General features: G+C 50.2%; 16 protein-coding genes and 1 pseudogene. All 17 read right to left on the bottom strand.

The window, feature by feature from the left end; all coding sequences use genetic code 11:
- Window positions 1-1,657 (bottom strand): annotated as a pseudogene (locus tag BGX12_RS15395) (hypothetical protein); the annotation flags it as partial.
- Window positions 1,658-1,668: 11 nt separating this feature from the next.
- Window positions 1,669-1,914 (bottom strand): Trm112 family protein, encoded by a 246-nt coding sequence (locus BGX12_RS00560; RefSeq protein ID WP_109734148.1) that lies wholly within the window; start codon window positions 1,912-1,914, stop codon window positions 1,669-1,671.
- A 64-nt stretch (window positions 1,915-1,978) separates the two neighbouring features.
- A complete protein-coding gene (locus BGX12_RS00555; RefSeq protein WP_109734147.1) occupies window positions 1,979-3,595 on the bottom strand; it encodes a glycosyltransferase family 2 protein in 1,617 nt (538 codons plus the stop codon).
- Between the two features lie 22 nt (window positions 3,596-3,617).
- A complete protein-coding gene (locus BGX12_RS00550; RefSeq protein ID WP_109734146.1) occupies window positions 3,618-4,334 on the bottom strand; it encodes a polyprenol monophosphomannose synthase in 717 nt (238 codons plus the stop codon).
- A 20-nt stretch (window positions 4,335-4,354) separates the two neighbouring features.
- On the bottom strand, window positions 4,355-5,287 hold the full coding sequence (locus tag BGX12_RS00545; protein ID WP_109734145.1) for a glycosyltransferase family 2 protein: 933 nt from the start codon (window positions 5,285-5,287) through the stop codon (window positions 4,355-4,357).
- Between the two features lie 25 nt (window positions 5,288-5,312).
- On the bottom strand, window positions 5,313-8,426 hold the full coding sequence (locus tag BGX12_RS00540) for a DUF2723 domain-containing protein (RefSeq protein ID WP_109734144.1): 3,114 nt from the start codon (window positions 8,424-8,426) through the stop codon (window positions 5,313-5,315).
- Window positions 8,426-8,884, bottom strand: a complete 459-nt coding sequence (nusB, locus tag BGX12_RS00535; RefSeq protein WP_109734143.1) for a transcription antitermination factor NusB — start codon at window positions 8,882-8,884, stop codon at window positions 8,426-8,428. The genes BGX12_RS00540 and nusB overlap by 1 nt, the downstream gene beginning before the upstream one ends.
- A 23-nt stretch (window positions 8,885-8,907) precedes the next feature.
- Window positions 8,908-9,369: a 6,7-dimethyl-8-ribityllumazine synthase gene (ribH, locus tag BGX12_RS00530; protein WP_109734142.1), complete on the bottom strand. Its 462-nt coding sequence runs from the start codon at window positions 9,367-9,369 to the stop codon at window positions 8,908-8,910.
- 9 nt (window positions 9,370-9,378) lie between these two features.
- On the bottom strand, window positions 9,379-10,590 hold the full coding sequence (locus BGX12_RS00525; RefSeq protein ID WP_109734141.1) for a bifunctional 3,4-dihydroxy-2-butanone-4-phosphate synthase/GTP cyclohydrolase II: 1,212 nt from the start codon (window positions 10,588-10,590) through the stop codon (window positions 9,379-9,381).
- Window positions 10,577-11,176, bottom strand: coding sequence for a riboflavin synthase (locus BGX12_RS00520; RefSeq protein WP_109734140.1), 600 nt, complete (start codon window positions 11,174-11,176; stop codon window positions 10,577-10,579). Before BGX12_RS00520 ends, BGX12_RS00525 begins: the two co-directional genes overlap by 14 nt.
- A 241-nt stretch (window positions 11,177-11,417) precedes the next feature.
- Complete coding sequence (locus BGX12_RS00515) at window positions 11,418-12,806, bottom strand: bifunctional diaminohydroxyphosphoribosylaminopyrimidine deaminase/5-amino-6-(5-phosphoribosylamino)uracil reductase (RefSeq protein ID WP_109734139.1); 1,389 nt, start codon at window positions 12,804-12,806, stop codon at window positions 11,418-11,420.
- 21 nt (window positions 12,807-12,827) lie between these two features.
- Entirely contained in the window at window positions 12,828-13,289 is a 462-nt protein-coding gene (locus tag BGX12_RS00510) for a rhodanese-like domain-containing protein (RefSeq protein ID WP_199220707.1), read from the bottom strand.
- Window position 13,290: 1 nt separating this feature from the next.
- Window positions 13,291-14,535 (bottom strand): hypothetical protein, encoded by a 1,245-nt coding sequence (locus BGX12_RS00505; RefSeq protein ID WP_109734138.1) that lies wholly within the window; start codon window positions 14,533-14,535, stop codon window positions 13,291-13,293.
- Window positions 14,536-14,571: 36 nt separating this feature from the next.
- Window positions 14,572-15,150, bottom strand: a complete 579-nt coding sequence (locus BGX12_RS00500) for a hypothetical protein (protein ID WP_146196199.1) — start codon at window positions 15,148-15,150, stop codon at window positions 14,572-14,574.
- A 134-nt stretch (window positions 15,151-15,284) separates the two neighbouring features.
- Complete coding sequence (locus tag BGX12_RS00495) at window positions 15,285-16,676, bottom strand: lamin tail domain-containing protein (protein ID WP_146196198.1); 1,392 nt, start codon at window positions 16,674-16,676, stop codon at window positions 15,285-15,287.
- Window positions 16,677-16,791: 115 nt separating this feature from the next.
- Entirely contained in the window at window positions 16,792-17,712 is a 921-nt protein-coding gene (locus tag BGX12_RS00490) for a M23 family metallopeptidase (protein ID WP_109734135.1), read from the bottom strand.
- 264 nt (window positions 17,713-17,976) lie between these two features.
- Window positions 17,977-18,738: a Nif3-like dinuclear metal center hexameric protein gene (locus BGX12_RS00485; protein ID WP_109734134.1), complete on the bottom strand. Its 762-nt coding sequence runs from the start codon at window positions 18,736-18,738 to the stop codon at window positions 17,977-17,979.
- Window positions 18,739-18,939: the final 201 nt, after the last annotated feature.

Raw genomic sequence — 18,939 nt, 5'->3', positions numbered from 1 at the left:
CAGGTTCTTCTGCGGCTACAGGAGTCGGGCTCCATTCGCCATCCAGCTTCACTTCTTCATCTGCAGGAAGCTCAAGGCTGTCCTCTACGGCAGGAAGTTCAAGAGAGTCTTCTGCAACAGGTGCTGCGGTTTCTACCGGTTTTTCTTCGGGCAAATCTTCATCGTCACCGAAAATAGAATCGAACGCACTGCTTACACTAAAGCTTTCTTCGGCGGCAGGTGCAGCGGGCTTCTCTTCCACAGCAGGTTCTTCTGCGGCTACAGGAGTCGGGCTCCATTCGCCATCCAGCTTCACTTCTTCATCTGCAGGAAGTTCAAGGCTATCCTCTGCGGCAGGAAGTTCCATGGACTTTTCATCCGGAAGTTCATCATCCCCAAAGATGGAGTCGAAAGCATTATCCACGCTCATGGGCTTGTCTTCCACAGGAAGTTCGATGCTTTCAGCCACCGGAGCAGGTTTTTCCTGCGGCAATTCTTCGGGAAGTTCGTCCTCGCCGAAGATAGAATTGAAAGCGTTATCCACGCTCATGGGCTTGTCTTCTGCAGCAGAACCAAATACCATGGATGCATTTGCAGAAGCGTTTTCGTCCACAGGAGTTTCTTCAATAGCGTTTGAACCGGCTGCTGAGGTTTCCTCTGCTTCCAGGTCGTCATCCAGACCAAAGAAGCTAGCCATAGCGGAGTTCACATCGTTGCCAGAGATATTTTCGTCCACCGGGAACTGTTCCAACGGCTTATCTCCAGTATCTTCTGCAGAGATGGTTTCCATGGTTGCATCCAGAGATGCACTCAGGTCTTCCATCATGGAATCTTCAGCAGCATCGCTATTGGGAAGCATAGCCGCAAGTGCTGCAAACGGATCATCATCGGAAGATTCTTCCGCAGCAGGGGCTTCAAAAGCACCACCCAGGGAATCACCAAAGCCACTGCTAAGGGGGGCTTCCAAGGATTCTTCTTCCTGAACGTCATCAAAACCCTTGCTGAAAGGACTTGCGGTGTCGTTGGAAGGCTCATCATCCAGAGACAGTCCAATGGAACTTGCGGACTTTTCAAACAGTCCCGCACCATCATCTTCGGAGGCGCCGCTATCGGAACCAAAGGTATCTCCAAAGGCCTTTTCGAAGGAGTCGTCCACAGAAGAACCTTCGGCCATGGAGCCCTGTTCGTCCAGGGTATTGATAAACAAGCTGGAGCCTTCTTCGGGCATGCTGAAGTCTTCATCCGGCATGGCCATATCAGCAGCAACCGTTGCAGCTACAGCGGATTCCACAACGTCGTACTCATCCTTCCAGAAGGTATTCAGCGGATCCATGTCATGATAACGACGGTAGCAAACATTTCTTTCGGGAATCATGCCCAACTTGTCGTAGGCGTCACCCATGATTTTCTGGCCGGCAAGGCTAAAGGTATCCTTTACCAGGATTGTAGCGCACTGCTGGACGCATTCCTCAAACTTTTCCTGCTGGAAAAGAATCTTGGCACGAACAATCATTGCCGCCACATCGTTAGGATACAGCGTAAGGCCGCCATCCACCCTCTGCAAGGCGCCATCCAAGTCGCCGGCAGCACGTTCCAAATCGGCAAGCCAGGCAAAGACTTCTGACTTGGCATTTTTCTTGCCAACGGACTTTTTAAGAGATTCCAACGTTACCGTCATATTTACTCCTTCTAGAGCATAATAGCTTCGTCAGCCAAAAGGACCGGAATATCTTCACGAACAATATAGGCCCTGGAACCATCCTCGGAAACCAGGACTTCAGTCAACTTTTCTGTAATCTTTTCGCCGGCCACATTCTTCAGGGTGCCAGCTTCAATTGCGCTGTTCAAGGTAGCCAGCAGTTCTTCGTTTGCGGGCTTGAGAGCTCCCCTTGTCTCGGGGCAGCACAGGATATCCAAAAACTTAGAGTCGATCATATTGCCTTTTTATGATAAATCACTATAGGCAAAAAGATAACTTATTTTGGGACAAAAACTTACGTTAATGGAGATATTTCAGGTTTACCAGGGCAAAATCGCCATCTTTGCCGTTTCCGACCAGCAAAAACACCCGTAATCCCAGCTTATCCAGCCATTCAATATCGAAAGGTTCACGGAAACCCGATGCATTGGAAACCACCAGCAGTTCGCGGCAGCCTGTACGGTTGCAAACGGATTCCATCTGATCCAAGGTACCCAAGAGATGCTGGCGGTTACCTTCCGAGATTTTTTCAGGGTTATTGGTGACACAGCCCAGAATTTCCACACCCGGGATGACATTGTAACGGTCAAACCAGCTGTCCAGAGAATCTTCGGAACCGCCCAGCAAAATGGAGCGATGACGTTTTTTGGCAAAAATTCTGTAGAAATAGTTTATCCAAAATGCAATACGACGCCAGGCCTTGAGAGCAAGGGGAATTCCCAAAACGTACGTTAAATAGCCGCACAACTCACTAGACGCAAAAATATTGCAGATACATCCTCGCCCGCTAAAGAAAACAATGTAGGCAAGAGAACCTGCAACAGCCACAAAGTTAACAGGAATTAAGCGAGAAATGAAATTTTTACCGGCTAGCGATGCAGTACTATACTCCCCACGCAACGCCAAATACAAGACATTTATCACAAGTGTACACAGAAGTACAATCGGAACTCGACCATAATCAAGGAATCCATCATAGGGATCATTCTCCACAACAACCGCAAGCAAACTAATTCCAAGAATCATCACAGTATCTAGAATAATCTTCCAGAACTTAGGAATCAGTCGGGAGAACATACCCACAAAAGCGGCGAATAAAATACCCATGGTCACAAGCAGAGTCGGCACAAAGTAAAGGTCCTTGTGCTTCTTCACAAAGATAATCATGGCCTTGTAGAAATCCACATAGGATTTCCAGCGGCGGGTCTTACAACTCTGACCCTTGAAATGCAGGATGTTTGTCGCCGGAGTATAGTAGTTCTTGAATCCAGCCACCTTTGCCCGGAAACAAAGATCCAGGTCTTCACCATACATGAAGAAATCTTCGTCAAAGCCCTTCAGTTCACGATACAGATCGTTCCGCATACAGAAGAAGGAACCACTGATGGCGTCCACTTCCGTCACTTCCTCAGGATCGGCATAGGTCATGTTATAGGAAGCCAGCAACTTGCTCTTGGGGAACAGAGCAGCCAACCCCACCGTCTTGGAAATGGCGGAGAAAGTGGTGGGGAAAGAGCGGCGGCAAGCCAGCTGCAGGGAGCCATCCTCATTCAGGATTCGGCTACCGGCAAGACCCGTTTCCGGATGTTCCTGGACAAATTCCAGCATCTTGCGGAAAGAATCCCTAGAAACAAGAGTATCCGGATTGATAAAGAATAGATAAGGTTTCGTGGCAGACTTTACAGCAAGATTACATCCCTTGCCGAACCCCAGATTTTCCTTGGAATCAAGCCACTTCACTTCCGGAAAGAAGGCCTTGATTTCGGCAGTGATCGGTTCCGGGGATCCGTTATCCAAAACGATAACTTCTGCGTCAACGCCCTCGCAAGCATCGCGGACAGACTTAAGACATGCAGGAATAAAGTCGCAGGAATTATATGCGACAATAATAACGGAACAGGAATAATCAACAGCCATCAAAAAAACCTTAACGTCAGAATTATGCCAAGCCCAGGCGAAGCTTAAGAACCAGGAAGAAGGCTTCGGAAATAATGCCACCGCTCATCTTGGAAGTGCCACGAGTACGGTCCGTAAAGACAATGGGAATTTCCTTCACGGTAAGGCCCTTCTTGCGAACCTTGAAAGTGGTTTCAATCTGGAAGCAATAGCCATCACTCTTCATCTTGTCCAGGTTCAGAGCCTGGAGAGCGGTACGGCTATAGCACTTGAATCCACCAGTAGCATCACTAATGGGAAGGCCCGTTACAATACGGGTATAGACATTTGCGCCATAACTCAGGATCAAACGCTTCAGATCCCAGTTCACCACGCTAATCTTGTTGTCGAGATAACGGCTACCCAGCACCAGGTCGGCACCATTTTCGGCGGCGTCCAGGAATCGAGTCAAATCGGCAGGATTGTGACTGAAATCGGCATCCATTTCGAAAACACGTTCATAGTCACGTTCCAGAGCCCACTTGAAGCCCGTGACATAAGCAGAGCCCAGGCCCATCTTGCCCTTACGGCGCAGCAGATGGATTCGCGGGTTCTTTTCCGTTTCCCCTTGGACAATGTCGCCGGTACCATCGGGAGAACCATCGTCCACCACCAGGATTTCCAGACATTCACTCTGCTTCAAAATTTCCCCCATAATCAGAAGGATATTTTCCTTCTCGTTATAGGTCGGAATAATCACCAAACTCTTAGGGTACGCCATGCATCCTCCAAAACACAAAATCACTTTGTGGACGAATCACCGATGGATTCCGCCACAGGGTACGTTTTCTTCTTGTTGCCATGCATCATTTCACCCAGCAAGCCCAAGGAAATAAACTGCACGCCCATCACCAAGGCAAATCCTCCAGCGAGAAGCAGCGGACGCACATGAAGAGCGCCCAGCTGGATCCATTCGTAGGCGAAGTAACCGGTTACGCCAAGTCCAATCAATATACAAATCAAGCCCAGTAAACCAAAGAAATGAAGAGGTTTTGTGGCAAAACTTTTCAGGAACATCAGGGAGAGCAGATCCAGGAAGCCGGAAACCAAGCGGGAAACACCATACTTGGAGACCCCATGGACACGGGCTCTATGGGCAACAGGCATTTCCGTAATGCGGAAGCCCTGCCATTTCGCCATCACGGGAATAAAGCGATGGAAGTCACCATACAAGTCAATAAAGCGGACCACTGCGCAGCGATATGCCTTGATACCGCAGTTAAAGTCATGGAGACGCTTACCACAGACGGCAGAAACCGTCAGGTTGAACAACTTGGAAGGCCAAGTCTTGTGCCAGGGATCCAGGCGACGAATCTTCCAGCCGGAAACCAGGTCGTAACCTTCTTCCAGGATCTTGATCATCTTGGGGATTTCCAGAGGATCATCCTGAAGGTCACCATCCAGGGTAGCCACGTACTTGCCCTTGGCCTTGGAGAAGCCCAGAGAAAGACCGGCGGCCTTACCGCAGTTGAACTGGAAGCGATAAGCCTGAGTAAAGGGATATTCCTTAGCCAGGCCTTCAATCACTTCCCAGGTATTATCGCGGCTACCGTCATCAATGACGATGACTTCGTACTCATAACCCGTAGGGGCAAGAGCAGAAACGATTTCCTTAAACAGTTCCGGAAGATTTTCGCTTTCTTCCTTAACTGGGATAACAAGACTTAAATCCATAACAATATCGACTTACAGAAATAAACTACTTAGCGGCCACTACAGCACTTTCAGCAACTGCAGAATCTGCCGCAGGTGCTTCCGGTTCCGGAGCGGGTTCTTCAACAGCGAGAGGAGCGTCGGACATAGCTTCGGACTGACGGAGAGCCATGTTCAGTCGAGCGCGACCACCTTCTTCAAAAGACGGTACAGCTTCCAGACCACGGTTAGCCAGTTCGACAGCCTTCTGCTTCATACCGGCAGCCTGATAGACATAGGAGGCAGCCCAGTAATTGCGCCATTCATCCGGGAACTGCTTGATGCCCATTTCCAGATACTTGCCAGCAGAAAGTGCCAGGCTATCCACCTGAGCCTTCTTGTCTGCAGTGAAAGGATGTTCGTTGCGGAGACGGTCAATCTTTTCACGAGCGTCAAAGGACAGCTGCAAATACAGAGAAATGTAACTGGAGAGCAAACGGGAGGTTTCGTCGTTGATGAAAGCGGTACCATCACCAAGGCCACGATACTTATAAACGTTGTCAATCAGGTTTGCAGTGTAGGCAGCATCGAATGCATTACGCTTCGGTTCCAGGTCACCCTTCATGAAGTGGTAGACCATACCTTCCTGAACCATATACTTTTCAAGACCCATGAAGTTGCTCTGGCCAACAGTGGTAGAGATTTCAATAGGCTTGTCCATATTCTGGAGAGCAAGATCAATCACCAGCTTGTGCTGGGTAAGCATCATAGAGCTACGAGAACGCTGAGCCCAATCGTTGAAAGCATCCCATACCTGGTAATGAACCTTGAACTGCATCAACTTTGCGGAATCTGCAGCAGAGAGCTGCTGACCTTCCATCGCATCAATACGGGACTTCAGCTGAGGCATCAGACGCTGAGCACGATTAACCCACACGGAAACCTGATGGTTGGGGTTGTTCGCAGTCTTACTATCCAGGACCATATCCGTAAGGATGGTTTCCTTGTTGTAGCTCAACTTAAGAATCGGTTCATTATCCAGCATCTGGGAGATATACCAGTCGGTATTACCCAGGGACAGGTTCACCACGCGAACGTCCTTACGGATACCAGCCACTTCCTGAGCAAACCACAGGGGGAATGTATCGTTGTCACCATTGGTGAAAAGAATTGCATTGGGTCGGCAGCTGTTCAGCAAGTTGTAGGCATAATCCCAAGGAACCCACAGGCCGGAACGGTCGTGTTCCTTATAGTTGGAAATGCAGGGCACCAGGAAGGAAACCAGAACGAGAGCTGCGGCGATGGGAGATGCAAGGCTAGCCATGGTTCCCGTCGCAACCATGAACACCAGGATGCCGGCACCGACACCAAAGATCATGCTCATGAAGATGTATGCCGGAGTGTAGAAGTAGTCACGTTCGCGAACTTCCAGATGAACCGTTTCCGGGAACGGAGCGCGAGCGCCAGCACGGGCAAATCCCTGTTCAATCTTGGTCCAGTTCTGCCATGCAGTAGTATTTTCCAGGGATTCCACTTCCTTCTTCAGGTTTGCAACCTTTTCGCTGCCGCCTTCACCACGGGAGGTAGCCATTTCAATACGATACTTGGCAACTTCAATCTTCTGGCGGAGATCGATAATGTCGTTTGCATTAGGAACAGGAACGTTAAGGCCAAGACTCTGGCTGTAACGAGCGATAGTATTGTTCCAATAAGCTTCATCAGACTTCTTGTCCATACGGGAACCGTCGGCGAAGTTGATGTAGAAGATAAGACCCAGAGAGCAAAGTGCATAGAGAGTGGACATGAAGATGCCCATCTTGGAGTTACGCTTCCAGCAGAAGACGCAAACCATAATGAGAAGGCCGTTGAAAATAACGAAGATCAGGAACTGGGCAAGAGTACCCATGGACTGATCGTCACCCATCATAGCCATCTGAGTGGGGAACTTGAAGCCAAAACGTTCCAGAGGCTGGTTGTCACCCGGATCAAAGGTATAGACGCCATTGGCGTAGTTTACCTCACCCACCTTGTAAGGCAGGTACTGAGCCATCTGGTAGCCACCATAACCCATGTGGGGGAATGCCAGGAACTGGTGAGAAAGACTACCACGACGGTAGAAGGCGCGGTCGATCATGCTTTCAGAGCCGTACTGCTTACGTTCAATGAAGGCATTGAAGGAATCCCAGTTTTCTGCCTTGAACAGGTTACCCAGCTGGAGATTACCTTGATCGTCACGGATGTTGATTTCCGGATTGTTTTCGTCAATCACGGGATTCAATTCGGAGCGAATCGGAATATAAAGGTGAGTGCTGTAGCCGATGAGAGCAAAGAAGGCGAACGCCAGGGAAAGGCGAACAGCCTTGTTCACGTTCTTGTTGAAAGGCTTTGCCAAGGTAAGAATTGCAAGAGCAACCAGGCAGACCAGGGAAATTTCAATGAAGGCAGAAACCATGTAGATCACGGAGCACAGCAAGGTTCCAGTAATCCACACCGGGAAACGTTCCAAAATCTTCTTGGGCTGAGCCACCAGGAGCAACACAAAGACTGCGGGAACGGTAAGCATTGTGTACAAATGAGCGCCAACACCCAGGAAGGCGATGTAGCAGATAAAGATCAGAATGCGGTCGCTAGAATCTTCGTCGCGATGCTTGTACCATACCAGGCCTAGATAGGACACCAGCATAAGGATCAGCATGGCGATACCGTACACTTCAGCTTCCACAGCGTTGAACCAGAAGGTATCGGAGAAAGTCAGGAGGAAGCCTGCAACGAGAGCTGCGGTACCGAGAACAATGGTGCGGGTCTTGCCGGAAATCTTGTCGGCGAGACGTTCAACAACACCTTCACCCTTTTCCTTGGCGGAATCCAGGACGACAGCCAGAAGTTCCCAAGCGAAGAGTGCGGTCACATAAACTGTAGCAGCAGAGCTTACTACAGAAATGTAGTTCACGCGCTTTGCAATTTCTTCTACAAAGGGAAGCAGGACGATGACAGCTCGTGCGAAGAACACGAAGAAGGGTGTTCCAGGAGGATGAGGAATACCCAAGGTGTTTGCGCAGGCGACGAATTCACCACAGTCCCAGAAGGATACTGTGGGAGCCATAGTCAGGCAATAAATGACAAGTGCAATGAAACTTGCAATACCGGCAAAAATGTGCTTGTTCTTTTTGTCGTTATACATTACTTAGACTCCTTGGTCTGGGGAATGACGATGCCCTTCTTCTGCATAAAGCCAGTGAGGATACCGTTTACGAAAGCGTCAGAAGAATCCGTGCTGTACTTGGCAGCAATCTGAACTGCTTCGGAAATAGCCACCTTCATGGGCACTTCCGGAATGTAGGACAGTTCCACCATGGCCATGAACAACACAATGCGGTCGATACGGGCGATGCGGTCCAGTTCCCAATGGATAGCGCTTTCCTTCAGGGATTCTTCCAGTTCAGCCTTGTGTTCCTGAATCAGGTCCACCAATTTCATGCCGTACTTTTTCTGTGCATCCGGGAAGGGCTTGGTGTCCTGGTCCGGCAATGCGGCGATAACGCCGGGCAGAGCCTGACCAGCAGTCTGTCCAGTAATTTCCATAGCGTACAGCAACTGCATTGCAAATACGCGAGCGGGTCTAAAACTTACTTGTGCCATAAAACGATCTCTTCTTTTTTCAATTAAATCTGCTTGTAGAGGTTTGCCATTTCTACGGCGGTGGAAGCCCAGCTGCAACCCAGGTTGCCAGCCTTCAGGCCTGCACGGTTCATAGCCTGATCCACAGTGTCGGTGGTCAGGATGCCGAGAATCATGGGAACCTTGCCTTCAGCGGCAATACCAGCAATACCGCTGGTAGAATTGTTCACCACAACGTCATAATGGCCGGTTTCACCGCGAATAACGGCGCCCAGAGCCATGACAGCGTCAAACTTGCCAGAATCCACCATACGGCGACAGATACCCGGCAGTTCGAATGCACCAGGAACATGAGCCACGGTGATGTCCTTTTCGTCCACACCCAGGATAGCCAGCTGACGGAGAGCGCCTTCCAGCAACTTGTCAGTCACGATTTCGTTGAAGCGGGCCACGGCGATTGCCACCTTGAGGCCATTTCCATTCAAAGAATTCTTCAGTTCGTTCATAGTACTCCCTTAGGCCTCGTCCAACTTCAGGTCGTGGCCCATCTTTTCTTTCTTGGTGCGAAGGTAAAAACGGTTAATGTTGTTGGGCTTGATTTCAATAGGAACCCGTTCCACAATTTCAAGACCGTAGGCGGAAATGCCGTTAATCTTGCTAGGATTGTTGGTAAGCAGGCGCATCTGCTTCACACCCAGGTCCGCAAGAATCTGGGCGCCAGTACCATACTGACGCAGGTCAGACTTGAAGCCCAGCTTAATGTTGGCTTCCACAGTATCCAGGCCTTTTTCCTGCAGTTCGTATGCGCGGAGCTTATTGCAGAGGCCAATACCGCGACCTTCCTGGCCACGTAGGTACAGGAGAACGCCACCATGTTCACCAATGAACTTCATGGAGGCTTCCAGCTGTTCACCGCAATCGCAACGCATGCTGCCGAAAATATCGCCAGTCAGGCATTCGCTGTGAACGCGGACATAGACCGGCTTGGAAAAGTCCGGATTACCAGCCACCCAGGCCACATGTTCCACCCCATCGGTATTGCTGCGGTAGGCGTAAGCCTTGAATTCGCCATACTTGGTGGGAACGTTGGGAGCAGCCACACGCTGCACCAGCTTTTCGTTCTTCAGGCGGTAGGCAATCAGGTCGTGGATGGAAATAATCTTGATGTCGAACTTCTTGGCCACTTCCTGCAACTGGGGCATGCGGGCCATGGTACCGTCTTCATTCATGATTTCAATGAGAGCGGCTGCGGGGCGAAGTCCAGCAAGCCTTGCCAGATCCACTGCGGCCTCGGTATGACCAGCGCGGCGGAGCACACCTTCTTCCTGGGCATACAGCGGGGAAATATGGCCCGGACGGCCAAAATCACTGGGCTTGGAAGCAGGATCAGAGAGCGCAAGAATTGTTGCCGCACGGTCATGGGCGGAAACGCCAGTGGAGCAACCTTCGATCTTATCCACCATGATGGTGAACGGGGTACCCAGAATGGATGTATTTTCCGCAGTCTGGCGGGTTAAATTCAGTTCATGGCAGCGCTTGATAGGCAGCGGGCAGCAAAGAACGCCACGGCCTTCGTGGAGCATGAAGTTCACCTTTTCCGGCGTAATCTTTTCAGCGGCAATAACGAAGTCTCCCTCATTTTCACGGTCTTCGTCATCCACCACAATCAAAAATTTGCCAGCCTTGAAATCCTCAAGGGCTTCTTCAATGGTATTAAGCAAGGTCACGCTCCTTCAAATAGTTCTCAATGTACTTACCCAGCATGTCTACTTCCACATTCACGATAGTACCGGGAACCCAGTTACGCAAATTAGTACGAGCCAAAGTTTCTGGAATAATGCAGACGCGGATGGAATCCTCGAACTTCTCGGCCACCGTAAGGCTGATGCCGTTCAGGGATACGGAGCCACGACGAATCACGTAACGGCGCAGATCCTTGGGAAGTTCCAAGTCCACTTCTACCCCAGTTTCGCGATTTGCAACCGCAAGGACCTTCACCGAGGTATCCACATGGCCCATGACAAAATGTCCGCCCATAAAGGAATCCGCACGGCAAGCCTTTTCCAAATTCACCAATTTACCCGGTTCAGCCTGCTTAAAGGAGGTGTTTTCCACCGTCTGGTGCATCAGGCAAAAGGTAGCCTCGTCGTCGGTGCAGCTTTCAATCGAAAGGCACACGCCGTCATTAGCGACACTATCGCCCAAATTGCAGCCCTTAAAGAAGCCGGGTGCAGAAAGTTTCATGGTAAGCGCATCCCCGCGGCTTTCCAGCGAGAGGATGGTACCAGTACTTTGAATAATACCTGTAAACATACGCGCCAAATTTAGTAAAAGGCGAGTGCCGCGAAAAATAAGCTTGCTTATTTTTCATGGTTGAGCCGTACTAAATGCACACGAAGTGTGCCAAGTAGAAAATTATGAATTATGAATTACGAGAGAAATGCGGGGCGAAAACAACTTTTTGGGAAGAATTTTGGATTGGACCAGCACCGTAAGTTAGTTAAAGCTAACTTGCAGAAAAAAAACACAGGAAGTTGCTGCTTGTATTTTTGATTTAACCAGGATAATACACAGTCAACACATCGGGGCCGGCCATGAAGGATTCCTTGGCTACGATGTTCTTGGGAAATTCCGGAAATTCCAGGCCTTCCTTGATGTTGCCGGAAGCGGCAAGGTCTGCAATAGCGTCATCGATACGGCAGTCGGTAGAACGCCAGATGTCGAGACGGTTCCAGAGGGGCTTTTGCGGGCCGTCGCCTGCAGGGACTATCTCGACAAAGAGTTGCTTGGCAAGACCGGCACCAGGTTCCACCATGAGGCGGTGCATGCCCCGGGCGGAAAGATCGTCAATCATCAAGGTCCAGTTTTCAGCGAAGGAGGCGCCAGTGAGGAGGATGACTTCGCAGGATGTAGCAGCTGATGCTGAAACAAGTTCAGCATGACATTGCACGGCATGACATGCGGGCTGCGGGACGCAGGAGAAGACGAGGGTAGACAGCCGATGCTGACCTGCGTCAGCATGACATGGATCAGGATGACGTGCGGGTGTGAAAACTTTTAGTTTTGCGACTTCATCAGCGGTGAATTCATGATGGCCGGCCCAGATGATTTTCACGGGATCGTTACCGGCGGCATTGCGAACGTTCAAGCTGGGGTTATCCGCAAGAACGGTTCCTGCCCCCACGAGGACCGCGTCACTCATGGCGCGAAGTTCATGATTCCAGCAGTTGGCTCCATCCCCTGTAATGCGTGTAGGCAGATGGGCGCCATCGCAGGCAACCACCCCCATGTAGCCTTCCTGGGAAACGGCACACTTGACTTCTACAAAGGTTCGCTTGTTACGGACGAAGTAGTCGTAGGCTTCGAAATAACGTTCCACATCATGGAAGACAGCACGGCCTTCCGCAACGGCAGATTTGGAGAAGGATGCAAGATTCCCGGTTGATATAGTCGACGCCGAATCAAGTCCGGCATGACACGGTTCAGGAAGACCATTCATACTCAGGCAATGGCATTCCCCACCGCAGCTATCATCGTTCCAGTCATCTTCCACTTCGGCACGAATACAAGCGTCTACACCTTCGTAGACTTTGATGCCGGCGGCCTCCAGCACAGCCCTACTGTTCCCGCGGACAATGGGATTGGGGTCGCCGTGAGCGTAGTATACTTCGGCAATTCCTGCGTCGATGATGGCCTTGGTGCAGGGGGGCGTGCGGCCATAATGGCAGCAGGGTTCCAACGTCACGTAAATGGCCGCGCCGCGGGCAAGCTCGCCCGCGTCACGCAGCGCCATGACTTCGGCATGGGCAGACCCGGGGCGCTGCGTACGCCCCTTCCCCACGACGATTCCATCTTTAACCACGACGGCACCTACCGCCGGATTAGGGCGGCTTGTCCCAATAGAAAAGACGGACTCCTCCAAAGCCAGACGCAAATAGTTCATGTTCTTTCTATTTCAAGCGGATTAATTCTGCTGCGGATAAGCCAGGAAGCCACCAGCCACGTTATAGACGCGTTCAAAACCATTCTTCATAAGCAGATTGGTAGCAGCTTCGCTACGACGGCCGGAACGGCAATAAATCAGAATATCCTTATCCTTGGGAAGTTCGCCCATGCGGGGAAGCAATTCGTTGATAGGAATGTTCTTGGCGTTAGGAACGTAGCCCTTCATCAGTTCATCCGGATAGCGGACGTCCAAATACATAGCACCGGCCTTAGCCATTTCGTCGGCCTTGGCCCAGTCAACGGTCTTCACATGGGCCATACGATTTTCAGCGGCAGGCTTTGCTTCGGGAGCCGGTGCTGCAGGTGCCTGGGCAACCGCAGGCTGTGCGGCAGGAGCAGCGGTCTCTTGCTTAGCTTCGCTTTCATTACAAGCCACAAGAGCGACACTCAATGCAAAAACAGAGAGCAACATCTTCTTCATATTATTTTTCCTCATTAGAATTCAAATGTTTTTCAAAATCTTCCCGACTCATGTAGATGTAGGTACAGAGCAGCCTGTTGACCACATCCTCATTCTTAACGGGGACCACATTCAGCACAATAATCTGATCGGATTTGTGAACGGAACCTCTCCAGGACACAGGACGACCATCTTCAAAGGCCCTGGAACAAATACCCATCAGATAGGTGAAGTACTTCGTCGTAATCACATCCTTGGCACGCTTGCCCACAATCAATTTCACATCGGAAACATCATGTTCCACGGCAAAGGTCAAGTTACAGCTGACAAACTTGTAATCTCGATCAAGGCAGAAAATACTAATATCCGGGAAGGAAAACGCAAGGGAAGCCAAGGCACTCTGGGCTTCATCATCGGACACAGGCGTTTCAATCGCCATATCCATGCGACGAGCGGTACCCTTAATCATCAATTTGGCATTTTCGTCATAACCCACTTTGCAACGCAAGGCGTACCAGATTTTTTTGCCATCCTGACCATGCAGGCGAAGCTTGATCGTCCGATTTTCGTCATTATCTCGACCCGTGGTTCTAAAGTCCACCACACGGGCGTTCACGACGCGCTCAAAGACTTCAAAATCTTCCTGCGACAACATCGTATGAATATCCTGTACGCCAACGGAACGAGGAACCACACGTCCTTCGTCATCAGAAATAGGCGTAAGCAAGCTGAACTGGCGTTGTTCCACATCCAGGCTCCATAGGAAATCACCGGTACTCTGGAGCAATAAATCCTGATTTTTCTGAATCAGGTCACGCTGATTTCTGGATTCCACATCCATGGTCACGTTCTTGATCAGGTAGGCCAGATAGTTGGAATTCTTCTGGACCACAGCCCTCAATTCATACCACAGCATTCCCGATTCCCCACGGAAGGAGAAAATAAAGGGAATATCCGGATAAGCATCCAACCCGCGAATATAATCATTCAGTCGAGTCAAATCGGAAATGGAAAGGATGCTTTCAAAAGACTGGTTCTGCACAAGCTGTTCATACAGCGGATCATCCATATACTTAGGCAAGACATCGTGAAGAACACCATCCTTGGTCATAATCACCATGAATTCGTCCAGGAAGGAGGAAAAATTCGCATAAACATCCTGACGGAAGCGCAAATCACGATACAGCATCACCGCGATGACAAACGCCACCAACGTCAAAAACAGTACGAACATGATTCCAGCAAGTACACCCGGAGATATGACCATATAAACCTAAACCTTGGCATACAAGATAGTCTTTTTTCAAATTTTGCGAACGCCGCCAATCCCGAACCAGGACCATTTCCCCGACGAAAATCCATAACTTCCCGAAGGCTCCCATTTTCCCAATGAAAAAACAACTCGAAATCCCACCCCGAAATCGGGAAACTGGTAGGATGTTTCCACCGTGAGGAACTTCCAGGCAATACGATTTCCAAGAAAGAAACCGGATCCGTCCCATTGTCCATAGGCTAGCCCCAGATTTCCCAGATAAACCCCCGCCCCCAGGGCACCTTCCCACGTTTTCTCGAAATCGGACATCCATCCTTCCATAAAGGCCTCCACATAGGCATTCTCAAACACCAGGGACACGCCCCCCTTGTATCGATGACGGGACCATTTGGCAAGCCCCGGAGACCACTCCATGGAATACCCATAGGCACCACCGAGCACCAAAGTTTTCCAGCCATAGGAAAAATCCAGTTCCGAATAAACCTGACGGTAAAGGGAATCCATCTGTTCATAGATGCTGTAGAAATAAATCCGCTTGGATTGAATAAGAAACTCCCCGCCAGCGCCACAGCCAAGAGCCTCCATCCCACGAAGAAATTCGCAGGACATAAAGACGGAAGGCGCCCCCACCTTTGCAGGCGAGTTTTTGAAACCTCCCGAAGCGAAGGAGGTCAAGGGCATCCAAATACCCTGAGCAAGACAACAACCCCACAGGCACAAGACCAAAAGAAATATCTTCATGGCTAAGGCCTCACCAGGATGCCGATGGTCTGTTCCTCCCTGCCAGAAGAAATGGCAAGGTAACCCACTCCTACATTCAGCAGTGTATCCGCAGGGACTTTCCACCAGGCGTTACTGTTCGAAGGAGCCGTCTGTTTCCAGAGGGAACGGCCGGCGGAATCCAGAAGTTTCAGCACCACGGAGGATTCACTCTCCAGGTATACCAAAAGCGGGCCCTTGTTCTTCCGGACAATTCTGGATGAAAGTTTGTACGTAAAGATTTTTCCCGAAGCATTCCTGGAACGGACACTCTGATAGCCAGGGGTATTTTCCGCCCCACCCGTCAGAGGGTTAAATCCTAAGGGACACCCCACCGTAGACTTATCCCACCCGACGGAATCCAGCACCTGTTCCCCATAGCAGATAGACAAACTTCCCGCAGTATTGTTCAGAAAACCCAACGCTACTTGCTTAAAACGAACATCCCGAAACCCCAGGAACTCCCGAAGGGACGCCGTATCCTTGGAAAGCACCAGAGAGCCTCCCCCCTCAAGAGAATCTTTCCAGAGGCCGCCCCTCCCGCAAAAGCGAATCTTTTCCAGCGGGAAGAAACTCTCCCCTCTGTTATAGACTTCCACCCACTCCGGTTCCGGTTCGTTGGGACAATGATGGATTTCGGAAATAACCAGCGGGGACTTTCCGGATACAAAGACCATCGTATCCAGCAGGTTATTGGATGGGGCTGCATCAGGAGGAACTTCCGCCCGGATCCGGAAGGCATTTCCCTCAACAGATTTCAACTGGAAGATCTCCCCCGCCAAGGCGGTATCCTGCTGGACACGTCCATTCCCAAGGTTTTCCAGCAGGTAGGTGAAGCGGGTGGAGTCGCATCCCGAAAAGTTGAACGAAAAATGCCACCGGACGTTTTCCGCCCCCTCGTAACGGGCAACCAGGCCGTCGATCCCGCAATCCTTCACGTCACTTTCATAAGTAGGATTGGCGGCCCCAGGAGTCGCTTCCGTCAGGACCCATTCATCGGACTCCTTCACCCGCTGGAAGCTTTTCCCCGCTTTCGGCGTCGGGAGCGTTACCGAATCAGTGCAGGTTCCCGCCCAAAGATTCCACACCGTCTCCCTGGAATTAGGTAATGAAAAATTCCCTAGGGAACCACAAGTTACAAGATCCGAGGCAATACAATTTCCCTCCTCATGAACCAGCAAAAGACGTTCTGTCCGCGGAAATTCCATTACAAGCGGAGTCTTCCCGTCTAATTGGATCTTAAGACTTTCCGGGCCATAAATGTTTCCCAGATCGTCCCTCCCAAGTCGAATCTCGACAAATTCCCCCTGAACGTCAGAAACGTCCATAGGGTCCGGAAAAAACTCCACGAAGGAAGGGCAGCCAAAAGCCGCCACAGCCAAAAAAATGACTAGAAAAAACAAAACACCCTCCAAAGGGTGTTATCCGCCTTTAGCCGGAACTAGCCGGCGCCATTTTCTCGGGCGGTCGCCTTGTCAGTCCACTGAGAGATTAGTCTACAGAGTGGTCGTTAGGCAAAATATAGGCAAGGGGATTTACAGGAGAGTTGTTGACCCATACTTCGTAATGAAGGTGGGGGCCAACGGAACGTCCGGTGTTACCCATGTATCCAATCACCTGGTAACGGGAGACAAACTGGCCGGGGCGAACAATGGACCTCTGCATATGACCGTAACGGGTCTTGATGCCATTGCCGTGATCAATCGTCACGAAGTTACCGAAGGTGGCGCTAGGCTGAGCAATTTCCACAACGCCATCGGAGGGTGCGAAAATCGGAGTCCAGCGGTCGTTAGCAATATCGACACCCTGATGCATCTTGCCCACTTCGCCAGTCACCGGATGAATGCGGGGACCGAAAGCGGATGCATAGCGACCAGTAGTGGGAGAAACAGAAGGAACATAGCGCCACTGGGCCAGTTTCTGTTCCATATACTTGTTCAAGTTCACGAAGGAGGCTTCGCTGCTAGCCAGCTTACCCTGAATCTGTACGGAAGATTCGTTCAGGCCAGCCACATGCTGGAACACCGGAGCGATCTTACGCTGGAGCATATCTTCCGGGGAAATGTCGCCACCAGTACCGAACTTGCGGGTATCCTCATCCTGGGAAGGCAGGCCAAAGCGGGAGAAAAGCAGGTTTTCGTCCCTGAAGAAGTCGGAAGAAGTATAATGCAGGTAATCCAAAGTACCCTGAATGCCGGCAATTTCCTTTTCCAGCTTCTGGCGTTCATTCAGCTGCAGATTCAGCACGCCATCATAAACGGTGGTAAATGCCATCTGGGCCAGGAACAAGAGCGCGCCAATAGCGACAAAAATACGAGCCACCGGCCAAGTCGAGAACAGGAACGCAGGCACATGCAGCGTCATGGACTTGGACGAATTCTGGAAGTGTATAGTTGTCTTTACGAAATTCACGGCTCGTAAGATAACTTTTTACTCCCGATTTGGCAAAAAAAATCACCCCAAAAACGGAATGTCCCTCTTGACAAAGCCTCGAAAACGGGCCATCGACAACACGTAACTCATTGACACTCAACGACTTACAAAGTTAGAATTTCAAATGTAAAATTTTCAGATTTTTTTCATTTTGTTCACAAAAAAAGTCCAATTTAAGGGATTTTTCCTCAAATTGGACCTCAAAACACATTACCTACCGTTCAGGTAGGTTAACTTATTGACCTATATAGGGTTATCAATATCCACGAACTTAGCAGGAATCTTCAACTCACTCTGGATTTTTTCGGCCAGGGCCTGCACGCCAAAAATTTCAGTTCTGTGATGCCCACAGGCGATCAAGTTGAAATTGGATTCCTCACAAATAATAGGCACGGATTCCTTGATTTCACCCGTAATAAAGGCGTCACAGCCTAGGGATAGAGCCTCGTTGATGCCACTTGCACCGGAACCACTGCAAATAGCAACCTTCCTAATAGTCTTGGAGCCATAGAAAAGCTTGGTCTGCACGCCGGCAGCAAAGGCTTTTTCGGCCTGGGCAACAAAGGCTTCCTGAGTCATCGGTTCCGGAAATTCGCCAATCCAGCCCACATAGTTTACCCCCTCCTGCATAAAACCTTCTGTCACCTGAAGTCCCATGCGCTTGGCAATTAGGGCGTTATTTCCGATTTCAGGATGACCATCCAGGGGCAAGTGGAAACCGTACAGGCTAATCCCATTCTGCATCAGTCGACGCATCCGTTCGCCAAACTTTCCAACAAGGACGCGATCTTCGCCCTTCCAGAACCCATTGGGATGGTGAACAATGATACAATCCGCCTTTTCTTCGATGGCCGCATCGATCAGGCGATCACGGAAGCTAACCCCAGTCACCACCTTGGTCACCTTGTCGTTCGCCTCTACACAAAGGCCATCAGTACAGTAGTCACGAAAAGCCTGCGGCGTAAGCAGGTCATTTAGCCAGGAGGAAAATTCTTTAAGTTCCATAGTGAAAAAAGTAGTAAAACATTTTGACAGTTTAAGCCACAATTACGATAGGACTACTAGTCAGCGTTTATGCATTTTTGTACATTTACGCATAAAAAACGAAACAACAGGTTCGTCAAGTGTTGTGTTTACCCCTGCGTTACACTTATCGCAGCGACGGAGGTAGGCATTTCGCGCTTGGCGCCAAAATAAGGAGCCATA

The sequence above is a fragment of the Fibrobacter sp. UWR4 genome, from assembly GCF_003149045.1.
Taxonomy (GTDB): domain Bacteria; phylum Fibrobacterota; class Fibrobacteria; order Fibrobacterales; family Fibrobacteraceae; genus Fibrobacter.
This window is presented reverse-complemented; position numbering and strand designations above follow the sequence as displayed.

Coding starts and splice junctions, on each gene's coding strand:
- BGX12_RS00510 (WP_199220707.1), bottom strand. CDS start 13,289: ATGAAGAAGATGTTGCTCTCTGTTTTTGCATTGAGTGTCGCTCTTGTG.
- BGX12_RS00485 (WP_109734134.1), bottom strand. CDS start 18,738: ATGGAACTTAAAGAATTTTCCTCCTGGCTAAATGACCTGCTTACGCCG.
- ribH (WP_109734142.1), bottom strand. CDS start 9,369: ATGAACGAACTGAAGAATTCTTTGAATGGAAATGGCCTCAAGGTGGCA.
- BGX12_RS00550 (WP_109734146.1), bottom strand. CDS start 4,334: ATGGCGTACCCTAAGAGTTTGGTGATTATTCCGACCTATAACGAGAAG.
- BGX12_RS00505 (WP_109734138.1), bottom strand. CDS start 14,535: ATGGTCATATCTCCGGGTGTACTTGCTGGAATCATGTTCGTACTGTTT.
- BGX12_RS00560 (WP_109734148.1), bottom strand. CDS start 1,914: ATGATCGACTCTAAGTTTTTGGATATCCTGTGCTGCCCCGAGACAAGG.
- BGX12_RS00545 (WP_109734145.1), bottom strand. CDS start 5,287: ATGGATTTAAGTCTTGTTATCCCAGTTAAGGAAGAAAGCGAAAATCTT.
- BGX12_RS00540 (WP_109734144.1), bottom strand. CDS start 8,426: ATGTATAACGACAAAAAGAACAAGCACATTTTTGCCGGTATTGCAAGT.
- BGX12_RS00520 (WP_109734140.1), bottom strand. CDS start 11,176: ATGTTTACAGGTATTATTCAAAGTACTGGTACCATCCTCTCGCTGGAA.
- nusB (WP_109734143.1), bottom strand. CDS start 8,884: ATGGCACAAGTAAGTTTTAGACCCGCTCGCGTATTTGCAATGCAGTTG.
- BGX12_RS00500 (WP_146196199.1), bottom strand. CDS start 15,150: ATGTCCTGCGAATTTCTTCGTGGGATGGAGGCTCTTGGCTGTGGCGCT.
- BGX12_RS00555 (WP_109734147.1), bottom strand. CDS start 3,595: ATGGCTGTTGATTATTCCTGTTCCGTTATTATTGTCGCATATAATTCC.
- BGX12_RS00515 (WP_109734139.1), bottom strand. CDS start 12,806: ATGAACTATTTGCGTCTGGCTTTGGAGGAGTCCGTCTTTTCTATTGGG.